At 55.1% G+C, this 20,254-nt stretch carries 15 protein-coding genes and 2 tRNA genes; 5 read left to right on the forward strand and 12 right to left on the reverse strand.

Annotated elements, in window-relative coordinates:
• The 8 genes from AC07UY_RS12180 to mltB form a co-directional block, all read right to left on the reverse strand.
• A tRNA-Arg gene (locus AC07UY_RS12180) sits at nt 1-77 on the reverse strand.
• A gap of 3 nt (nt 78-80) precedes the next feature.
• Nucleotides 81-173: transfer RNA gene (locus tag AC07UY_RS12185), tRNA-Ser, on the reverse strand.
• Nucleotides 174-517: 344 nt separating this feature from the next.
• Complete coding sequence (csrA, locus tag AC07UY_RS12190; RefSeq protein WP_000906486.1) at nt 518-703, reverse strand: carbon storage regulator CsrA; 186 nt, start codon at nt 701-703, stop codon at nt 518-520.
• A gap of 238 nt (nt 704-941) precedes the next feature.
• Nucleotides 942-3,569: an alanine--tRNA ligase gene (gene alaS / locus AC07UY_RS12195; protein ID WP_494701265.1), complete on the reverse strand. Its 2,628-nt coding sequence runs from the start codon at nt 3,567-3,569 to the stop codon at nt 942-944.
• Nucleotides 3,570-3,823: 254 nt separating this feature from the next.
• Entirely contained in the window at nt 3,824-4,324 is a 501-nt protein-coding gene (gene recX / locus AC07UY_RS12200; RefSeq protein ID WP_494660852.1) for a recombination regulator RecX, read from the reverse strand.
• Between the two features lie 105 nt (nt 4,325-4,429).
• Entirely contained in the window at nt 4,430-5,491 is a 1,062-nt protein-coding gene (gene recA / locus AC07UY_RS12205; protein ID WP_494660851.1) for a recombinase RecA, read from the reverse strand.
• An 80-nt stretch (nt 5,492-5,571) separates the two neighbouring features.
• Nucleotides 5,572-6,069, reverse strand: a complete 498-nt coding sequence (gene pncC, locus AC07UY_RS12210) for a nicotinamide-nucleotide amidase (RefSeq protein WP_494660850.1) — start codon at nt 6,067-6,069, stop codon at nt 5,572-5,574.
• Nucleotides 6,070-6,284: 215 nt separating this feature from the next.
• Nucleotides 6,285-7,364 carry a lytic murein transglycosylase B gene (gene mltB, locus AC07UY_RS12215; RefSeq protein WP_494701264.1) on the reverse strand — a complete coding sequence of 360 codons (1,080 nt, stop codon included), beginning with the start codon at nt 7,362-7,364 and terminating at the stop codon, nt 6,285-6,287.
• Between the two features lie 290 nt (nt 7,365-7,654).
• Between mltB and gutQ the strand changes: the two genes are divergently transcribed.
• The gene (gene gutQ / locus AC07UY_RS12220; protein WP_192613209.1) at nt 7,655-8,620 is read left to right on the forward strand and encodes an arabinose-5-phosphate isomerase GutQ; all 966 of its coding nucleotides are present in this window, start codon (nt 7,655-7,657) and stop codon (nt 8,618-8,620) included.
• Here gutQ and norR read toward each other — a convergent pair.
• Complete coding sequence (gene norR, locus AC07UY_RS12225; RefSeq protein WP_494701263.1) at nt 8,617-10,134, reverse strand: nitric oxide reductase transcriptional regulator NorR; 1,518 nt, start codon at nt 10,132-10,134, stop codon at nt 8,617-8,619. The genes gutQ and norR overlap by 4 nt on opposite strands.
• 187 nt (nt 10,135-10,321) lie before the next feature.
• On the opposite strand from norR, the gene norV reads away from it, so the two are divergent.
• Entirely contained in the window at nt 10,322-11,770 is a 1,449-nt protein-coding gene (gene norV / locus AC07UY_RS12230) for an anaerobic nitric oxide reductase flavorubredoxin (protein ID WP_494701262.1), read from the forward strand.
• On the forward strand, nt 11,767-12,900 hold the full coding sequence (norW, locus tag AC07UY_RS12235; RefSeq protein ID WP_494701261.1) for an NADH:flavorubredoxin reductase NorW: 1,134 nt from the start codon (nt 11,767-11,769) through the stop codon (nt 12,898-12,900). The genes norV and norW overlap by 4 nt, the downstream gene beginning before the upstream one ends.
• 74 nt (nt 12,901-12,974) lie before the next feature.
• On the opposite strand, the gene hypF is transcribed toward norW, so the two are convergent.
• The 3 genes from hypF to AC07UY_RS12250 all read right to left on the reverse strand — a co-directional run bounded on the left by hypF (nt 12,975) and on the right by AC07UY_RS12250 (nt 17,089).
• Nucleotides 12,975-15,236, reverse strand: coding sequence for a carbamoyltransferase HypF (gene hypF / locus AC07UY_RS12240; protein WP_494701260.1), 2,262 nt, complete (start codon nt 15,234-15,236; stop codon nt 12,975-12,977).
• A 148-nt stretch (nt 15,237-15,384) separates the two neighbouring features.
• Nucleotides 15,385-15,930, reverse strand: a complete 546-nt coding sequence (hydN, locus tag AC07UY_RS12245; protein WP_192613214.1) for an electron transport protein HydN — start codon at nt 15,928-15,930, stop codon at nt 15,385-15,387.
• A 145-nt stretch (nt 15,931-16,075) separates the two neighbouring features.
• Nucleotides 16,076-17,089: a LacI family DNA-binding transcriptional regulator gene (locus tag AC07UY_RS12250; RefSeq protein WP_494701259.1), complete on the reverse strand. Its 1,014-nt coding sequence runs from the start codon at nt 17,087-17,089 to the stop codon at nt 16,076-16,078.
• 261 nt (nt 17,090-17,350) lie between these two features.
• Here AC07UY_RS12250 and ascF point away from each other — a divergent pair, with 261 nt between their 5' ends.
• Both ascF and AC07UY_RS12260 read left to right on the forward strand, forming a co-directional pair.
• Nucleotides 17,351-18,805, forward strand: coding sequence for a PTS cellobiose/arbutin/salicin transporter subunit IIBC (gene ascF / locus AC07UY_RS12255; protein WP_203360248.1), 1,455 nt, complete (start codon nt 17,351-17,353; stop codon nt 18,803-18,805).
• Nucleotides 18,806-18,827: 22 nt separating this feature from the next.
• The gene (locus tag AC07UY_RS12260) at nt 18,828-20,252 is read left to right on the forward strand and encodes a 6-phospho-beta-glucosidase (protein ID WP_494701258.1); all 1,425 of its coding nucleotides are present in this window, start codon (nt 18,828-18,830) and stop codon (nt 20,250-20,252) included.
• Nucleotides 20,253-20,254 lie beyond the last annotated feature (2 nt).

The raw sequence follows: 20,254 nt of genomic DNA on the forward strand, positions 1-20,254 counted from the left end.
TGGTGCATCCGGGAGGATTCGAACCTCCGACCGCTCGGTTCGTAGCCGAGTACTCTATCCAGCTGAGCTACGGATGCAAATGGCGGTGAGGCGGGGATTCGAACCCCGGATGCAGCTTTTGACCGCATACTCCCTTAGCAGGGGAGCGCCTTCAGCCTCTCGGCCACCTCACCAAACGCCTCTTGCGAGTGCTTCGGAGAACTCGTTAAAAGCTCTTCGTCGCTGCGTGGCGCACATATTACTTTCTGGGACTTATAAGTCAAACAATTTTTCCTGCACTTTTATCGTTTGCACACTTCACGCGCAATTAGTCTGCAAAAACGGCAAAAAGAGTGTTTTATCAACAAACAAATCGGTGTTTAACACGCATCAATGAGGAACAAAAAAACGAGGCGAACGGAAAAGTCGGTCAACAAACACAGAGGCAGAATAAGAAAATGGAGCTGATGGGATAAAAAAGAGGGTTTAGAGCGGGAATCAGGTTGCGCCTCACCGAACGAGATGAGACGCGGAAACCTTAGTAACTGGACTGCTGGGATTTTTCAGCCTGGATACGCTGGTAGATCTCTTCACGATGGACAGAGACTTCTTTCGGGGCGTTTACGCCAATGCGTACCTGGTTGCCCTTCACCCCTAAAACTGTCACGGTGACCTCATCTCCAATCATGAGGGTCTCACCAACTCGACGAGTCAGAATCAGCATTCTTTGCTCCTTGAAAGATTAAAAGAGTCGGGTCTCTCTGTATCCCGGCATTATCCATCATATAACGCCAAAAAGTAAGCGATGACAAACACCTTAGTGTAAGCAGTCACGGCATCACATTCTGTTAAACCTAAGTTTAGCCGATATACACAACTTCAACCTGACTTTATCGTTGTCGATAGCGTTGATGCAAACGCCGTAAACCCAGATCTACGGCGCTCGCTAACGCTTATAGTTATTACAGTTTTGCGCTGACCCAGCCTTTCACACTGGCTAACGCTGCAGGCAGAGCCGCAGCATCCGTACCACCGGCTTGCGCCATGTCCGGACGACCACCGCCTTTACCGCCCACCTGCTGAGCGACCATACCTACCAGTTCTCCGGCTTTCACACGGTCGGTCACATCCTTAGACACGCCCGCAATCAGAGAAACCTTACCTTCATCTACCGTTGCTAAAACGATAACCGTCGACCCCAGTTGATTTTTCAGATCATCAACCATGGTACGCAGCATTTTCGGTTCAACACCCGCCAGCTCACTGACCAGCAGCTTCACGCCGTTGATATCGACAGCATTGCTGGAAAGATTCGCACTCTCCTGCGCCGCAGCCTGTTCCTTCAACTGCTGTAACTCTTTTTCAAGCTGACGCGTACGTTCCAGTACAGAACGAACCTTGTCACCCAGATTCTGACTATCGCCTTTCAGCAGTTGCGCAATATCGTTTAAGCGATCGCTTTCCGCATGCAGAGTCGCGATTGCACCTTCACCGGTGACCGCTTCAATACGGCGAACACCTGCCGCAGTACCGGACTCAGAAACAATACGGAACAGGCCAATATCCCCGGTACGGCTGGCGTGCGTACCGCCGCACAGCTCGGTGGAGAAATCGCCCATGCTCAGTACGCGAACGCGATCGTCATACTTCTCGCCAAACAGCGCCATTGCCCCTTTCGCTTTTGCAGCGTCCAGATCCATGACATCGGTTTCAACTGGCAGGTTGCGACGAATCTGCGCGTTCACCAGGTCTTCCACGGCACGGATTTCTGACGGTTTCATGGCCTCATTATGGGAGAAGTCGAAACGCAGAACTTTATCGTTAACCAGAGAACCTTTCTGCGCCACATGCGTGCCCAGAATCTGACGTAATGCCGCATGCATCAGGTGCGTTGCGGAGTGGTTCAGACGAATACGCGCGCGGCGCACATCATCCACATCGGCCTGCACGGCGTCGCCCACTTTCAGAGAACCCGCAGACAGCTTACCGACATGACCAATCGCCTGGCCGTATTTCTGCGTGTCGCTCACCGCAAATGCGAAGCCTGCGCCTTTCAGTTCGCCTTTATCGCCAACCTGACCGCCGGATTCAGCGTAAAACGGCGTCTGATCCAGCACGACAACCGCTTCCTGCCCTACATTAATCACATCTACCGCTTTACCATCAACGAACAGCGCGGTGACCTTGCCGTTCAGTTCCAGATGGTCATAGCCTTTAAACTCTGACGCGCCATCAACGCGAATCATCGCATTGTAGTCCGCGCCAAAACCGCTGGCCTCACGCGCACGACGGCGCTGTTCTTCCATGGCGGCTTCAAATCCTGCTTCATCAACTTTGATGTTGCGCTCACGGCAAACGTCCGCCGTCAGGTCAACCGGGAAGCCGTAGGTGTCATACAGACGGAAAGCCGTTTCGCCATCCAGCGTGTCGCCGGTCAGCTTCGCCAGTTCGTCATCCAGCAGCGCCAGACCACGCTCCAGCGTGCGGGCAAACTGCTCTTCTTCGGTTTTCAGAACTTGTTCAACCTGAGCCTGCTGACGCTTCAGCTCTTCACCGGCAGATCCCATCACCTCAACCAGCGGACCAACCAGCTTGTAGAAGAAGGTCTCTTTCGCGCCCAGCATGTTGCCGTGACGAACCGCACGACGAATGATACGACGCAGCACATAGCCACGGTTTTCGTTCGACGGAACAACGCCATCGGCAATCAGGAATGCGCAGGAACGAATGTGGTCAGCGATTACGCGCAGCGACTTGTTGTTGAGGTCAGTCGCGCCAGTGACTTTCGCCACGGCCTTAATCAACGAGCTGAACAGGTCAATTTCATAGTTGGAGTTAACGTGTTGCAGCACAGCCGCAATACGTTCCAGCCCCATACCGGTGTCCACAGAAGGTTTCGGCAGTGGTTCCATGGTGCCGTCAGCCTGACGGTTGAACTGCATGAAGACGATGTTCCAGATCTCAATGTAGCGATCGCCATCTTCTTCCGCGCTTCCCGGAGGGCCGCCCCAGATGTGGTCGCCGTGGTCATAGAAAATCTCGGTGCACGGGCCGCAAGGACCAGTGTCGCCCATCTGCCAGAAGTTGTCAGACGCATACGCTCCACCTTTGTTATCACCAATGCGGATGATACGTTCGCGCGGAATGCCGACTTCTTTTTCCCAGATTTCAAAGGCTTGATCGTCGGTTTCGTAGACGGTCACCCACAGGCGATCTTTTGGCAGGGCAAACCAGTTTTCACCGGTCAGAAGCTCCCACGCATATTGGATCGCGTCGTGTTTGAAGTAGTCGCCGAAGCTGAAGTTACCCAGCATTTCGAAGAAAGTATGGTGACGTGCAGTGTAACCGACGTTTTCCAGATCGTTGTGTTTACCACCCGCACGCACGCAACGCTGTGAGGTTGTTGCGCGGGAATAATTACGCTTGTCGAGCCCAAGGAAAACATCCTTGAACTGGTTCATCCCGGCGTTGGTAAACAACAAAGTTGGGTCATTGTTTGGAACCAGAGAGCTGCTAGCAACTACCTGATGTCCCTTACTATGGAAAAAGTCGAGAAACGCCTGACGGATCTCAGCGGTGCTCTTGCTCATAATTATCCTGAAATCAATCTACACTTCATCCTTCAAACCGCCTCTGCGGTGGCTGCGCTTGTTCACCCCAGTCACTTACTCCAGTAAGCCCTGAGGATTCACTCACTTGCCGCCTTGATGCGACTTGAATGATTTTGTGTATTTAAGGAATATTCGTCGCAGACGGCGGTCATCCTAAAACAACCCTCGCCCGAACGGAAAAAAGTGGGAATAAGATAAGTTTTCTTTACGGGGAAGTAAAATCCCGTATGTGCTCAATCATCAAAATTTCGCCATATATCCTGAATATCTTCCATCAGGTAGCCACGATAGAGCAAGAAACGCTGAACCTTTACCTTTTCTGAAAAGTCTGTCGGCAGTGGATCGCCGTATTTTCGAAAGGCCTGGTCGCGCGCGCGCTCAAACCAGTCAACCTCGCATTCACGCATGGCCTTTTCCGTTGCTTCACGCGCAATACCCTTCTGATTCAATTCCTGGCGTATCCGTGCCGGACCATAACCTTTGCGGCTACGGCTGGCGATAAAGCGAACGACAAACCGATTGTCATCAAGATATTGGTGTTCATAGCACCAGGCGATAACCCGTTCATAGTCCTCTGCGGTCGCGTCGATTTCTTCCGGCCCATTTTTACCCATCACCGGTGCTGAGAGCTTACGACGCAACTCTTGTTCACTGTGGTCACGTACCGCCAGAATACGAACTGCACGGTCTAACAGACGGGAATAAGCGGGTCGGCGCGGTGTAGATTCGCTCATAACAACCTTCGAAAAATAAAATGCAAAAAGGGCCGCATAAATGCAGCCCTCTGATTATAAGCCGGATAAAAACGCCAGAGCGTCACCATCAGACACGGTTAACGATTAAAAATCTTCGTTGGTTTCCGCAACGTTTGCGCCATCATCAACGGAGAAATCTGGCGTTGAATTCTGGTTGTTCAGCAGCAGTTCGCGTACTTTCTTCTCGATTTCTTTCGCCGTCGCCGGATTCTCTTTCAGCCAGTTCGTCGCATTCGCTTTGCCCTGACCGATCTTCTCGCCGTTATAGCTGTACCAGGCGCCCGCTTTCTCGATCAGCTTCTCTTTCACGCCCAGGTCAACCAGTTCGCCATAGAAGTTGATGCCTTCACCGTAGAGGATCTGGAACTCAGCCTGTTTAAACGGTGCTGCGATTTTGTTCTTCACGACTTTCACGCGGGTCTCACTACCGACCACGTTGTCGCCCTCTTTCACCGCGCCAATACGACGGATGTCCAGACGAACAGAAGCGTAGAATTTCAGCGCATTACCACCCGTGGTGGTTTCCGGGTTACCGAACATCACGCCAATTTTCATACGGATCTGGTTGATGAAGATCAGCAGCGTGTTGGACTGTTTCAGGTTACCTGCCAGCTTACGCATCGCCTGGCTCATCATACGTGCCGCGAGGCCCATGTGAGAGTCGCCAATTTCGCCTTCGATTTCCGCTTTCGGCGTCAGCGCCGCAACGGAGTCGACCACGATAACGTCAACCGCACCCGAACGCGCCAGCGCGTCACAGATTTCCAGCGCCTGCTCACCGGTATCCGGCTGAGAACACAGCAGGTTGTCAATGTCGACACCCAGCTTACGGGCATAAACCGGGTCCAGTGCGTGTTCTGCATCGATAAACGCACAGGTTTTACCTTCACGCTGCGCGGCGGCAATAACCTGCAGCGTCAGGGTTGTCTTACCGGAAGATTCCGGTCCGTAAATTTCGACGATACGCCCCATCGGCAGACCGCCAGCACCCAGCGCGATATCCAGTGAAAGCGAACCGGTGGAGATAGTTTCCACATCCATGGAACGGTCTTCACCCAGGCGCATGATGGAGCCTTTACCGAATTGCTTTTCGATCTGGCCCAGTGCTGCCGCCAACGCTTTCTGTTTGTTTTCGTCGATAGCCATTATTACTCCTGTCATGCCGGATGAAACCGGATAATGAATTCTGTTCTGTTGACGCAATTATACTGTATGGTCATACAGTATCAAGTGTTTTGTAGAAATTGTTGCCAGAGGGTTTGCAGCGCGTAAGTCGTCGCCTGACGACGCACTGCCTCGCGGTCGCCGCTGAAACATTCCCGACGCGTAATCCCTTCGCCACTGGCGCTGGCAAAGGCAAACCAGACCGTACCAACGGGTTTTTCTTCGCTACCGCCGTCGGGCCCGGCAATTCCGCTTATCGAGACAGCGAAGTGCGCTCTGGCGGCTTTCAGCGCGCCAATCGCCATTTCCACCACCACGGGTTCACTGACCGCGCCATGCTGGGCCAACGTCTCTTCGCGAACGCCGATCATCTGCGCTTTTGCTTCATTGCTGTAGGTAACAAACCCGCGTTCAAACCAGGCGGAACTCCCGGCAATATCGGTAATGGCTTTCGCTACCCAGCCGCCCGTACAGGATTCCGCTGTCGTTACCGTGGCGCCGCGTGTTTTTAACGCCTGCCCCACTCGTTCACTTAACTGCATCAGTTCACTGTCAGTCATTCCGACCTCTGTCAGTTAAAAAATATGCCGGACAAGATACCACTTCCCTCAATGAGATGGGGATGAGGTGACGATTTTTCGAGGAGGATTCAGGAAATAGATTAACCGCGTTAAAAATAGCGCCGGATGACGATGCTCAGGCATCTTATCCGACCTACAAAGGAACTCAGCCCCGTAGGCCAGATATGGCAAAGCCGCCATCCGGCAAAAGAGAATTACTGCACACGTGCCAGCGCGACGGCCTGACCAAGCTGCCAGACCGCCATGGCATAATGGGTGCTGTGGTTATAGCGGGTAATGGCATAGAAGTTCGGTAAACCGTACCAGTACTGGTAGCCGGTGCCGATATCAAGACGCAACAAGCTGGCATTTTGATGATTACCCAGCGACTGCTGCGGCGTTAACCCGGCAGCAGCAAGTTGGGAGATGCTGTACTGGGTTTTAAAGCCATTCGCAAGGCCTGGCGCCTGGCCGTTAGCCATCACCGCCACCGTATCGCCTTTCTCCCAACCGTGTCCTTTAAAGTAGTTTGCAACGCTACCGATGGCATCGACCGGATCCCACAGGTTAATATGACCGTCGCCGTTGAAGTCAACCGCATACTCTTTGTAGGAGGACGGCATAAACTGTCCGTAACCCATCGCGCCCGCAAAAGAACCTTTCAGGTTCAGCGGATCATCCTGTTCGTTACGCGCCATCAGTAAGAAGGTTTCCAGCTCGCTGGAGAAGTACTCCGCCCGGCGTGGGTAGTTGAACGACAGCGTCGCCAGCGCATCCAGAATGCGCGTTTTACCCATCACACGCCCCCAGCGCGTTTCAACCCCGATAATCCCGACGATGATCTCCGGCGGTACGCCATAAACCTGCCATGCGCGATTCAGCGCATCTTCGTACTGATTCCAGAACACCACGCCATTTTGCACATTATCCGGGGTGATGAACTGCTTGCGATAGCGCAGCCATGCGCCGTTAGGTCCGGTAGGCGCTTGAGCCGTCGGGGCTTGTCTGTCCATCAGACGCAGCACGTAATCCAGACGTTTGGCCTGTGACAGGATCTCCTGCAACTGTTGGCGGTCGAAGCCGTGTTTGCTCACCATTTTGTCGATGAACTGCTGCGCATTGGGGTTATTGGCGAAATCGCCGCCCATCTGCATCACGTTGTGTTGGGGCTCAAGCAGGAAACCGCCGGACGGCGTCCCCGTTGTCGTTTGAGTCTCTGAAGGTTTCGGTTTGCTGCTACAGGCAGCCAACAACACACAAAGGGGAAGTAATGCTACATAACGACGCTTGAACATGAGCCATCCATTAAACAAATTCAGCCAGAGTGAAGTATGGTAAAGCATCCTCCGCCGCACAAGGAAGCGGTAGTCGCTATCGCTACCTATTTTTAGCAGCAAAAATAGCGATTCCTTTTATCACGCCAGTGATGAATCCCTCTTCAACATGATCCTTTTCTATGATTCCCCCCCTCTGAATGCACTATCATCGCGTACTGCTATTGCGTGAATAAGCGGGAACAGCGGCAGTTTTTGTTGTCCCTGATCATCGGCAAAAGGGATTGAAGTGATCATAACCGGAGAAACCAATGAGTGATGCACTACTGAACGCGGGTCGTCAGACATTAATGCTGGAGCTACAGGAAGCGAGCCGTCTGCCAGAGCGTCTGGGCGATGATTTTGTCCGCGCCGCGAATACCATTATCCACTGCGAAGGCAAGGTGATTGTCTCCGGTATCGGCAAGTCCGGTCATATTGGCAAAAAAATTGCGGCAACCCTCGCCAGCACCGGCACTCCGGCTTTTTTCGTTCACCCGGCGGAAGCGCTGCACGGCGATCTGGGGATGATCGAAAGCCGTGACGTCATGCTGTTTATCTCCTATTCCGGCGGCGCGAAAGAGCTGGATCTCATCATTCCACGCCTCGAAGACAAATCGGTCGCCCTGCTGGCGATGACCGGAAAACCCTCCTCCCCGCTGGGTCTGGCGGCGAAAGCCGTGCTGGATATCTCCGTCGAACGTGAAGCCTGCCCGATGCATCTGGCGCCGACCTCCAGCACGGTAAACACCCTGATGATGGGCGATGCGCTGGCGATGGCAGTGATGCAGGCGCGCGGTTTTAACGAGGAAGATTTTGCCCGCTCCCATCCGGCTGGCGCATTGGGCGCGCGTTTGCTGAATAACGTGCATCATCTGATGCGTCGGGACGATGCGGTGCCTCAGGTTCAGCTTGCCACCAGCGTAATGGACGCGATGCTGGAATTGAGCCGAACCGGGCTGGGTCTGGTCGCGGTCTGTGACGATGAAGCCTATGTGAAAGGCGTATTTACCGACGGCGACCTGCGTCGCTGGTTAGTGGGCGGCGGCGCGCTCACCACGCCGGTCAGTGACGCAATGACCCACAATGGCGTCACGCTACAGGCACAAAGCCGCGCCATTGACGCCAAAGAGATCCTGATGAAGCGCAAAATTACCGCCGCCCCGGTGGTGGATGAAAACGGCAAACTCACCGGCGCCATTAACCTGCAGGATTTTTATCAGGCAGGCATTCTCTAATCTTTGAGTCCCAGACGCTTCGCCAGTCGGTGCAGATTGGCGACGTCTGTTTCAAGCGCCCGCGCGCTGGCCGCCCAGTTATGATTATTTTGCGCCAGCGCCCGGCGGATCATCTCCCGCTGAAAACGCTCCGTCGCGTCACGCAGATTTTGATTGAGCGGCAATTCTGTCGTCGGTTCCGGCGGTGGTATAACCGACGCGTCCTGTAACGCAAAATGCGTGGCTTCCAGCCCCACTTCATCCCCTGCTTTCGTTGCCCTCGCCAGTACCACGGCACGATGGATCGCATGTTCCAGTTCGCGCACGTTTCCTGGCCAGCCATAATTCAGCAGATGACTGCGCGCGGCTGGACTCAGCACCACGCGTGAAAGCCCCAATCGCAGCCGGCACTGCTCGCAAAAATAGCCCGCCAGCAACACCACATCCTCACCGCGCTCGCGCAGAGGCGGTACGGAAAGCGGGAAGACGCTCAAACGGTGAAACAGGTCGGCCCTGAAACGCCCGGCCAGGACTTCTTCGCGCAGATCACGGTTGGTCGCCGCCAGTACGCGTACATCAACGCGCAGACTACGATCGTCGCCAACACGCTGAATATCGCCGTACTGTAATACGCGCAGCAACTTGGCCTGCAGCGCTAATGACAGTTCACCAATCTCGTCCAGAAACAGGGTGCCGTTATCGGCCATTTCGAACTTACCGCTGCGGTTGCTGATGGCCCCGGTAAACGCCCCTTTGACATGACCAAATAGTTCACTCTCCGCCACGCTTTCCGGCAGCGCGGCGCAGTTGAGATAGACCAATGGATTCACCGCACGCGGCGAGCCTTCATGGATGGCTTTTGCCACCAACTCTTTACCCGTCCCCGTCTCACCGCTGATCAGCACATTAAGGTCAGAGCCCGCCACAATCTCAATCTCTTTTTTTAACTGCATCATGCTGGGCGAAAGGCCAATCATCTGCGTCTCTTTCACTGGCTCAAACGCGGAGGATGAACCCGGCGACATATTCTGGCTTTCCAGTTGTTCAATCAGCAGCGCGTTACTCAGCGCCCCGGACGCCAGCGCGGCAATCAGACGCAGTTCTTCATCACTGAAAACATCAAACTGGTCTGGCGCCATGCCGTCGAGCGTCAGCGCGCCAATCAGGTTCTGTCCGGCGAACAGCGGCAGGCCAATACAGGCGTGGACTTTCAGGCTCTCTTGTCCTGGAATCAATCCGTCATAGGGGTCGGGTAAATCACTGTCGGCCGGGAAGCGCACCACGTCCCCGGCGCGGGCGATGGCCTCCAGACGCGGATGCCCTTCCAGCGTAAAGCGTCTGCCGAGCACATCGCGGGCCAGACCATCAATCGCCAGCGGAATAAACTGGCGCGCCTCGTAGCGCAACAATGCGGAGGCATCACATTCCAGCACCTGCCGAAGCGTCGTGATCAGGCGCTGAAATCTGTCCTGATGGCCGATACCGCGTTGCAATTCAATGGCGATACTCGCCAGTACATCAACGGAAAAACGCATAACGCCCTCATTGTCATTTTGACCATTCATATTGTCATACTGACCATTTTATTAATAGTCATTTTGACTACTAATTTAGGAGTATAATTTTAAAAACTGTTTAAAATCAAAATATTAAAAAGTTGGCATGCAACCTGCAATCAGAAAGACATCTTTTTGGGAAAACACTGAATTCATTGAGGTTGCTATGTCTATTCTGGTTAAAAATAACATTCATTGGGTTGGCCAACGTGACTGGGAAGTCCGTGATTTTCACGGGACTGAATATAAAACGCTGCGCGGCAGCAGCTACAACAGCTATCTCATCCGTGAAGAAAAAAATGTGCTGATCGACACCGTCGACCATAAGTTCAGCCGTGAATTCGTGCAAAACCTGCGCAGTGAAATTGACCTCGCAGACATTGATTACATCATCATCAACCACGCAGAAGAGGACCACGCCGGCGCGCTGACCGAACTGATGATGCAGATCCCGGATACGCCAATCTACTGCACCGCGAATGCCATTGATTCTATCACCGGCCATCACCACCATCCGGAGTGGAATTTCAACGTGGTGAAAACCGGCGATTCACTGGATATCGGCAACGGCAAACAGCTGATCTTCGTCGAAACCCCAATGCTGCACTGGCCGGACAGCATGATGACCTATATGACCGGCGATGCGGTTCTGTTCAGTAACGACGCCTTTGGTCAGCACTACTGCGATGAACGTCTGTTCAATGACGAAGTGGATCAGACCGAACTGTTCGAACAGTGCCAGCGCTATTACGCCAACATCCTGACCCCGTTCAGCCGCCTGGTGACGCCGAAAATCACCGAAATCCTCGGTTTTAATCTGCCGGTCGATATGATTGCCACCTCCCACGGCGTGGTCTGGCGCGACAACCCAACACAGATCGTTGAGATGTACCTGAAATGGGCGGCGGATTATCAGGAAGACCGCATCACTCTTTTCTACGACACCATGTCGAACAATACCCGCATGATGGCGGACGCCATCGCTCAGGGCATTAACGAAGTGGATCCGAACGTGGCGGTGAAAATCTTTAACGTCGCCCGCAGCGATAAAAACGAAATTCTGACCAACGTTTTCCGCTCCAAAGGGGTGCTGGTCGGCACCTCCACGATGAACAACGTGATGATGCCGAAAATCGCCGGTCTGGTTGAAGAGATGACCGGTCTGCGTTTTCGTAACAAACGTGCCAGCGCCTTTGGATCTCACGGCTGGAGCGGCGGCGCGGTTGACCGTCTCTCTACCCGCTTGCAGGATGCCGGTTTTGAAATGTCATTGAGCCTGAAAGCCAAATGGCGCCCGGATCTGGATGCGCTGGAACTGTGCCGTCAGCACGGTCGCGAGATTGCGCGTCAGTGGGCGCTCGCTCCGCTGCCGGAAGCCCATGTCACAGCGACCGCCAAAGAAGAAGCGTGCGCCTGTGCCGCCGCAGCGGCAGCCGACCTCGGCCCCTGCATGCAATGCAGCGTATGCCAGTGGATTTACGATCCCGTCAAAGGTGAGCCTCTGCAGGATGTTGCTCCGGGGACACCGTGGAGCGACGTTCCGGACAACTTCCTCTGCCCGGAATGTTCATTGGGGAAAGAGGTCTTCGACGTACTGGCAACGGAGGCAAAATGAGCCACGGAATTGTCATTATTGGCTCGGGCTTCGCCGCCCGCCAGTTAGTCAAAAACATCCGTAAACAGGATGCTGATATCCCGTTAACCCTGATTGCGGCTGACAGTATTGATGAATATAACAAGCCCGACCTCAGCCACGTTATCAGCCAGGCGCAGCGCGCTGACGACCTCACCCGCCAGTCGGCGGGGGAGTTTGCCGAACAGTTTACTTTACGCCTGTTCCCGCACACCTGGGTCACCGACATTGATGCCGATGCACACGTGGTGAAAAGTCAGGGTATGCAGTGGGCGTACGACAAGCTGGTACTGGCGACTGGCGCTTCAGCCTTTGTTCCTCCTGTTGCCGGGCGTGAGTTAATGCTCACTCTGAACAGTCAGCAGGAGTACCGCGCGTGTGAAACGCAACTGCGCGATGCGCGCCGGGTGTTGATTGTCGGCGGTGGTCTGATCGGCAGCGAGCTGGCGATGGATTTCTGTCGGGCGGGTAAAGCCGTGACGTTAATTGATAATGCCGCCAGCATTCTTGCTTCACTCATGCCGCCAGAAGTGAGCAGTCGCTTACAGCATCGCCTGACCGAGATGGGCGTACATCTGTTGCTGAAATCACAGCTTCAGGGGCTGGAGAAAACGGCGTCCGGGATACGTGTAACGTTCGATCGCCAACGCAGTGTTGAGGTCGACGTGGTGATCGCCGCCACCGGCTTGCGTCCGGAAACGGCGCTGGGGCGTCGCGCCGGTTTAACTCTCAATCGCGGCGTTTGTGTGGACAGCTACCTGCAAACCAGTCATCCGGACATTTATGCCCTCGGTGACTGTGCGGAAATCAATGGTCAGGTACTGCCTTTCCTGCAGCCGATTCAGCTCAGCGCAATGTACCTGGCGAAAAACCTGCTCGGCGGCAACGTTCCGCTGAAGCTGCCCGCCATGCTCGTGAAAATCAAAACACCGGAATTGCCGTTACATCTGGCCGGGGAAACCCAGCGTCAGGATCTGAACTGGCACATCGTGGCAGAAGCTGACGGGATGGTTGCCAAAGGGATGAACGACGAAGGCCAGTTATGCGCCTTCGTGGTCAGTGAAGACAGAATGAGGGAGGCTTTCACCCTGTTGAAAACGCTGCCAGCGTAAGTGACGTTGTGCCGGATGGCGGCTACGCCTTATCCGGCCTACGGCATATGGCACGTTGTAGGCCGGATAAGACGCTATGCGTCGCCATCCGGCATATCACGATTGTTCAACCCACGCGCTGCGGCAATCACCCCCTGCCCCAGAGAAAGTCCGCCATCACCCGCCGGTAATTGCTGCGGGAACAACAGCGTAAAATCAGCAAGATAAAAGGCCAGCCTCGACGCCAGCAGGCGGTTATGCATCACCCCACCGCTGAATACCAGCGTCGTGATCCCGCGCGAGGCGGCCTGTTCACGCATCATGGCGGCAAACCCTCGCGCCAGCGCATCGTGAAAAGCCCACGCGCGTTCACCGGGCGTTGCCTGCCAGTTCAGCCACTGCTGCCAGAAGGTCGCCAGATCCAGTTGATTTCCGATCAATGGCATCGTCACCGGATGTTCAACGCCCTGACACTGTGAAGCCAATGCTTCCAGCGTACAGGCTGCTTCCCCTTCATAGCTCAGCGACGCTGGCGCACAGCCTAACGCGGCGGCAACGGCATCAAACAGACGCCCACATGACGAAGCCAGCGGCGCATTAATCCCGCGCTCAATCGCCCGCGCCAGCACGTTCCAGTTCTGTCGCTGCACGTCGGCGGTTTCCGGATAACGCTGCCAGTCGGGCACAAAACGCAGACACTGAGCTAACAGGTTACGCCAGGGTTGCTTCGCGGCGAGATCGCCGCCAGCAAGCGCCACGGCGGGCAATCCACCAAGGTGTTCACATTCACGATAATTAACCCGTAAACACTCGCCTCCCCACAGCGCGCCGTTTTCGCCCATCCCGATGCCGTCCAGCGTCAGGGCGATCACATCGCCGCCGTTCAGCGACCAGCCGTGTTCGGCCATGCACGCCGCCGCGTGGGCATGATGGTGTAACACAATGTCAGTCGGCAGATTCATCTCACTCGCCCATTGGCTGGAGACATACCCCGGATGCGCATCGCAGACAATGCGTTGCGGCGTAAAGTCATAAATGCTCTGGATCAGGCGCAGCGCATCACGCCACTGGTGTTGAATGCCATCATCGCTGAGATCGCCCAGATGCTGGCTAATGACAGCCTGTTCCCCACGCACCAGGCAGAAGGTATTTTTGAGATCGGCTCCCAGGCAGAGCATCGGTGGCACGTCGCGAAAACCTGGCGGCAACGCCAGCGCGTCCGGCACATAACCCCGTGAACGGCGCAGCATTTCGCCACTATCACGCACCACGGAATCATCCATCCGTTGCACGATGTCGCGATTATGCAACAGGAAGCCGTCGGCAATCGCCTGCAAATCGTCCAGCGCCTGCGCGTTGGTAATAGCGGGAGGTTTACCACTCAGATTGCCGGAGGTCATCACCAACGGACCGTTCACCTCCTGCAACAGCAAATGCTGTAACGGATTGGCGGGCAGCATCACGCCGACTTCCGCAAGCCCGGGCGCAATGCCGTCGCAGAGCGAATCAACGAACTGTTTATCCACCAGCACAATCGGAGCGGCGGGCGTGGTCAGCAGACGGCGTGCCGCTTCCGGCAGACCTTTTTCTGTCGGCAACATCACCGCCAGCGGTTTTGCCGGACGATGCTTACGCGCCCGTAGCGTTGCTACCGCATCGCGGTTGCGCGCATCGCAGGCCAGATGAAAACCACCAATCCCTTTGATGGCAACAATACCCCCGGCTTTCAGCATCGCTACCGCCGCCTGCAACGCCTCTTCTTTTTCTGCCTGCACATCGGCAGAGCGCCACGCAAGATGTGGCCCGCACGCCGGACACGCGACAGGCTGCGCGTGGAAGCGGCGGTCATACGGGTCGCGGTACTCCTTGTCGCATTGCGGACAGAGCGGAAATGACGCCATCACGGTAAACGGGCGGTCGTACGGCATGGCGCGAATAATGGTGAAACGCGGACCGCAGTGGGTGCAGTTGATAAAGGGGTAACGGTAGCGCCGCTCGCCAGGCGTACACATTTCAGTCAGACAGGCAGGGCACGTGGCGGCATCCGGGACGATCTGCGTGTTCATCGTTCCCCCCGCGCTTTGGCGAATGGTGAAGTCAGCAGGCCGTTGCGACCAGGCAAAAGGCTCGCTCTCAACGCTGTCGATACGCGCCAGCGGCGGACAATGCTGATGCAGTTCAGCGATAAACGTGGTGGGCTCTTCCAGCAGGCGAACGACGACGCCATCGCCGTCATTACAGACATCGCCGTGCAGTTGCAGTTGCTGCGCCAGTTGCCAGACAAAGGGGCGAAACCCGACGCCCTGCACTTTACCGCGAATACGCAGCTGTACGCCGGAGTGATTGTTTAGTGTCATTAAGTCGTTTCCGCAGTCATCTATCCCGGTTTGCCTGATGGCGCTACGCTTATCAGGCCTACGGGGATGCGAACAGTAGGCCGGATAAGATGCGTGAGCATCGCCATCCGGCATAAGTACTACCGTATTTTACGCGGATTTTCAGATATCAGAAAAGCAGCGATGCGGTAGAATCCAGCGCCGCACGGCGACGTTTTTCTGCGCTCAGTTGCTCAAGCTTGTTGCGATCCACGCAGATCAAAGCGTGAGTCGGACACACTTCCATACAGGCCGGGCCCGCATCGCGGTGATGGCACAGGTCACATTTATTGGCTTCTGCTTTTTCTGCACGTACGTTCAGGCCCGCCCCACTGTTGCGGATCACCGGACGGACAACCACTTCCATCGCACCGTACGGGCACGCCACCACGCAGGTTTTACAGCCAATGCAGCGCTCCTGCATGACGTGGACAAACCCTTTATCACGGCTGATTGCACCGTTCGGGCAGACATTCGCGCACGGTGCGTCTTCGCACTGACGGCACAGCGTCGCCGTGGAGACGTTCACCCCTTTGATAACATGGATGCGCGGTAAAAAGGTTTCAGGGGTCAGCGACGCGCAGTCCTGGTCTTCCTGATGGGATACCACACAGGCCACTTCACAAGTACGGCAACCAATGCATTTCGTAGCGTCAGCAATGATGAAACGGTTCATCAAATTCTCCAGCAATGACAGATTATGTGCCGAAGTATTCATAATTCGTGCCAGTTTTTAACTGTCTATTATTAAACGAATTTTTATTTGTGCTGTGTGATTTTGAGGTGTCATCGTCACTAGTGACGATGACAATTGACAACCCTTAGCCCGGATGTGACAGCGCTAGCGAGTCGCGGCGGATAAGCTCGCCGGTAAAGGGTTTGGGCGGCGTAAATGCCCCGCCGTCCAGCATAAAGATAAGCCGCCCAATCGTCTCCTGAACCATCTCAGTGACCGGAATTTTGACGCTGGAAAGCGCAGGAATGGTATACGGTGCCATCGCAATATCATCGAACCCTATCACCGACACCTGCGCAGGCACGCTCATTCCCTGCTCATGGAGTTGTTTGATGGCGCCAATCGCCATGTCGTCATTACTGGCGACCAGCGCCGTGAAATTGACGTTACGTGAGAGCAGCGTGTTGACGCCTTCCGCGCCGCTGGCGGGCGTCCATTTTCCGTTCACAATCAGGTCATGATTTAAGGCGATGCCATGATGCGCCAGCGCATCTTTATAACCTGAAAGACGTTCCACACCGGTCGGGGAATCCATTGAGCCGGTTATAAATGCGATCTGCTGGTGACCGGAGGCAATCAACTGCGTGACGGCGTTAAAGCTGGTCTGTTTTTGATCGCACCAGACGCTGTGGCTGCTGTTTTTTCGCAACTGACGGTTAAGCACCATAATCGGCTGAGAATGGCTGTCGATGATGTCATCTATCTCATCGACGCTGAGAAAACGCGGGTAGATCATCACCGCGTCGCAGCGCAGATCGAGCAGATACTGGATCGCCTGACGCTCTTCCTCAGCGCTGTGCTTACCATCGGCAAGGAGCAACTGACGGCCTTTGTCTTCCGCCATACGCGCCGTATGAAACAGCAACTCGCTAAAATAGACGCCGTGATACAGGGTGTTCGTCACCACCAGGCCGAGCGTCTGGGTGCTCTTGGCCGCCAGACTGCGCGCCAGCAAATTAGGGCGATATCCGCTCTCTTCGATAGCCTCAAACACGCGGTCTTTGGTCTCCTGGCTGACGTAGCCGTTACCTGAAAGCACCCGGGAAACCGTCGCCTTCGACACACCGGCGCGCTTCGCCACCTCCAGCATCGTCGTCATATTACTCATCCATTTGTACGCAATGGCACGCAGTGTACTTCACCCAATCAGGATTGTCCTGGATGGCAAATCCCCCCTCAAATAACGAGTGATCATAATCACAATTATAAAAATGATCACAAATTGATCTTGCCACAAAACTAAAAATTAATCATGATTTTGTGGAACCGGTTTCCTATTGTGTGTTTCCTCACCGCCAGATTCCAGGCAACGAAGCATGGCGATATAACGTACCTTACTGATAAAACAGGGTAAATTCCGATGTCCAAGAATTATGCGGCACTGGCGGGCTCCATCGTGTCGGCTTTGGGTGGTGTCGACAACATTACTGCCGTCACACACTGCATGACGCGTTTGCGTTTCGTCGTCAAAGAAGACTCACGTGTCGATAGCGCGACCTTAAAAGCGCTCAGCGGCGTACTCGGCGTGGTCCGCAATGACAACCAATGTCAGGTGATCATCGGCAACACCGTTTCACAGGCTTATCGTGAAATCGTGAATCTGCTGCCTGGAGAGATGCAGCCCGCAGCGCCCGTCGGCAAACCGAAGCTGACGCTCAAACGCATTGGCGCGGGGATCCTTGACGCGCTGATCGGCACCATGTCCCCGCTGATCCCGGCGATTATCGGCGGATCGATGCTGAAACTGCTGGCCATGATCCTGGAAATGACCGGTGTGCTGGTGAAAGGCTCTTCGACGCTGACCATTCTGACCGTGATCGGCGACGGCGCGTTCTTCTTCCTGCCGCTGATGGTCGCGGCGTCAGCCGCCATTAAATTCAAAACCAATATGTCGCTGGCGATTGCCATCGCGGGCGTGCTGGTACATCCGAGCTTTATCGACCTGATGGCGAAAGCGGCCCAGGGTGAGCACGTGGAGTTCGCCCTGATCCCGGTAACCGCAGTGAAATATACCTACACGGTGATCCCGGCGTTGGTGATGACCTGGTGTCTGTCATACATCGAACGCTGGGTCGATCGTATTACGCCAGCGGTGACCAAAAACTTCCTGAAGCCGATGCTGATCGTCCTGATCGCCGCCCCGCTTGCCATCGTGCTGATTGGCCCGATTGGGATCTGGATCGGTAGCGCCATTTCCGCGCTGGTCTACACCATCCACGGCTATCTCGGCTGGCTTTCCGTCGCCATTATGGGCGCACTGTGGCCGCTGCTGGTAATGACCGGGATGCACCGCGTCTTTACCCCAACCATCATCCAGACCATCGCCGAAACGGGCAAAGAAGGCATGGTTATGCCGTCAGAAATTGGCGCCAACCTGTCGCTCGGCGGCTCCTCTTTAGCCGTCGCCTGGAAAACCAAAAACCCGGAACTGCGCCAGACGGCGCTGGCCGCCGCCGCTTCCGCGATTATGGCCGGGATTTCTGAACCGGCGCTCTACGGGGTGGCGGTACGTCTGAAACGCCCGCTGATTGCGAGTCTTATCAGCGGCTTTATCTGCGGCGCAGTCGCCGGGATGGCCGGTCTTGCCAGCCACTCAATGGCCGCACCGGGGCTGTTCACCAGCGTTCAGTTCTTCGACCCCGCCAATCCGATGACCATCGTGTGGGTGTTTGGGGTAATGGCATTAGCAGTGGTGCTGTCCTTTGTGCTGACGTTACTCCTTGGCTTTGAAGATATTCCTGTCGAAGATGCGGCTGAACAGGCCAGAAAAAACCAGGCCGCACAACCGAATACTGCGAAAGGCGCCAGCGTCTGACTGGCATTAATTGAGGTTTACTATGTCTGTATTTCCGCAAGGATTTTTATGGGGCGGCGCACTGGCCGCCAACCAGTCTGAAGGGGCATACCGGGAAGGCGGCAAAGGGCTGACCACCGTCGATATGATCCCACACGGCGAGCGCCGTATGCCGGTGAAACTGGGTCAGGAAAAGCGTTTCCAGTTGCGGGATGACGAGTTTTATCCGAGCCACGAGGCTATCGATTTTTATCATCGTTATAAAGATGATATCGCGCTGATGGCAGAAATGGGCTTCACGGTGTTTCGTACCTCCATCGCCTGGAGCCGCCTTTACCCTAACGGCGACGAACTGACGCCGAACGAGGAAGGCATCGCGTTTTACCGCGCGGTGTTTGCCGAGTGCAAAAAGTACGGTATCGAGCCGTTAGTCACCCTGTGCCACTTCGATGTGCCGATGCATCTGGTCACCGAGTACGGCTCCTGGCGCAACCGCAAAATGGTCGAGTTTTTCACCCGTTATGCGCGTACCTGCTTCGAGGCCTTTGATGGTCTGGTGAAATACTGGCTCACCTTCAACGAAATCAACATTATGCTGCACAGCCCGTTCTCCGGTGCCGGTCTGGTGTTTGAAGAGGGAGAAAACCAGGATCAGGTGAAATACCAGGCCGCGCACCATGAGCTGGTCGCCAGCGCGCTGGCGACCAAAATCGCCCACGAGGTTAACCCACAAAACCAGGTCGGCTGTATGTTGGCGGGCGGTAACTTTTACCCGTACTCCTGCAAACCGGAAGATGTCTGGACGGCGCTGGAAAAAGATCGCGAAAACCTGTTCTTTATTGATGTGCAGGCACGCGGCGCGTATCCCGCCTATTCCGCTCGCGTATTCCGCGAAAAAGGCGTGGTGATTGAGAAAGCCCCGGAAGACGATGCGATCCTGAAAAATACCGTCGATTTCGTCTCCTTCAGCTATTACGCGTCACGCTGCGCCTCGGCGGAGATGAACACAAAGAACACCAGTGCGGCGAACGTGGTGAAGTCCCTGCGTAACCCCCACATCACGGTAAGCGAATGGGGCTGGGGCATTGACCCGCTCGGTCTGCGCATCACCATGAACATGATGTACGACCGCTATCAGAAACCGTTGTTTCTGGTGGAAAACGGTCTCGGCGCGAAAGATGAAATCGATGCCGACGGCAACATCAACGACGATTACCGTATCAGCTATCTGCGCGAGCATATTCGGGCGATGGCCGATGCCATCGAAGACGGCGTACCGCTGATGGGCTACACCACCTGGGGGTGTATCGATCTGGTTTCGGCGTCTACCGGCGAAATGAGTAAACGCTACGGATTTGTGTATGTCGACAGGGATGACGCCGGAAACGGTACGCTGGAACGGACGCGGAAAAAATCGTTCTGGTGGTATAAGAAAGTGATTGCCAGTAACGGGGAAGATTTAGCGTAACG

It is taken from the genome of Citrobacter sp. GW821-FHT02E08 (genome assembly GCF_059421685.1).

Excerpts from the sequence above, each read along its gene's own strand:
- csrA (WP_000906486.1), bottom strand. The coding sequence starts at position 703 with ATGCTGATTCTGACTCGTCGAGTTGGTGAGACCCTCATGATTGGAGAT.
- alaS (WP_494701265.1), bottom strand. The coding sequence starts at position 3,569 with ATGAGCAAGAGCACCGCTGAGATCCGTCAGGCGTTTCTCGACTTTTTC.
- recX (WP_494660852.1), bottom strand. The coding sequence starts at position 4,324 with ATGAGCGAATCTACACCGCGCCGACCCGCTTATTCCCGTCTGTTAGAC.
- recA (WP_494660851.1), bottom strand. The coding sequence starts at position 5,491 with ATGGCTATCGACGAAAACAAACAGAAAGCGTTGGCGGCAGCACTGGGC.
- pncC (WP_494660850.1), bottom strand. The coding sequence starts at position 6,069 with ATGACTGACAGTGAACTGATGCAGTTAAGTGAACGAGTGGGGCAGGCG.
- mltB (WP_494701264.1), bottom strand. The coding sequence starts at position 7,364 with ATGTTCAAGCGTCGTTATGTAGCATTACTTCCCCTTTGTGTGTTGTTG.
- gutQ (WP_192613209.1), top strand. The coding sequence starts at position 7,655 with ATGAGTGATGCACTACTGAACGCGGGTCGTCAGACATTAATGCTGGAG.
- norR (WP_494701263.1), bottom strand. The coding sequence starts at position 10,134 with ATGCGTTTTTCCGTTGATGTACTGGCGAGTATCGCCATTGAATTGCAA.
- norV (WP_494701262.1), top strand. The coding sequence starts at position 10,322 with ATGTCTATTCTGGTTAAAAATAACATTCATTGGGTTGGCCAACGTGAC.
- norW (WP_494701261.1), top strand. The coding sequence starts at position 11,767 with ATGAGCCACGGAATTGTCATTATTGGCTCGGGCTTCGCCGCCCGCCAG.
- hypF (WP_494701260.1), bottom strand. The coding sequence starts at position 15,236 with ATGACACTAAACAATCACTCCGGCGTACAGCTGCGTATTCGCGGTAAA.
- hydN (WP_192613214.1), bottom strand. The coding sequence starts at position 15,930 with ATGAACCGTTTCATCATTGCTGACGCTACGAAATGCATTGGTTGCCGT.
- AC07UY_RS12250 (WP_494701259.1), bottom strand. The coding sequence starts at position 17,089 with ATGACGACGATGCTGGAGGTGGCGAAGCGCGCCGGTGTGTCGAAGGCG.
- ascF (WP_203360248.1), top strand. The coding sequence starts at position 17,351 with ATGTCCAAGAATTATGCGGCACTGGCGGGCTCCATCGTGTCGGCTTTG.
- AC07UY_RS12260 (WP_494701258.1), top strand. The coding sequence starts at position 18,828 with ATGTCTGTATTTCCGCAAGGATTTTTATGGGGCGGCGCACTGGCCGCC.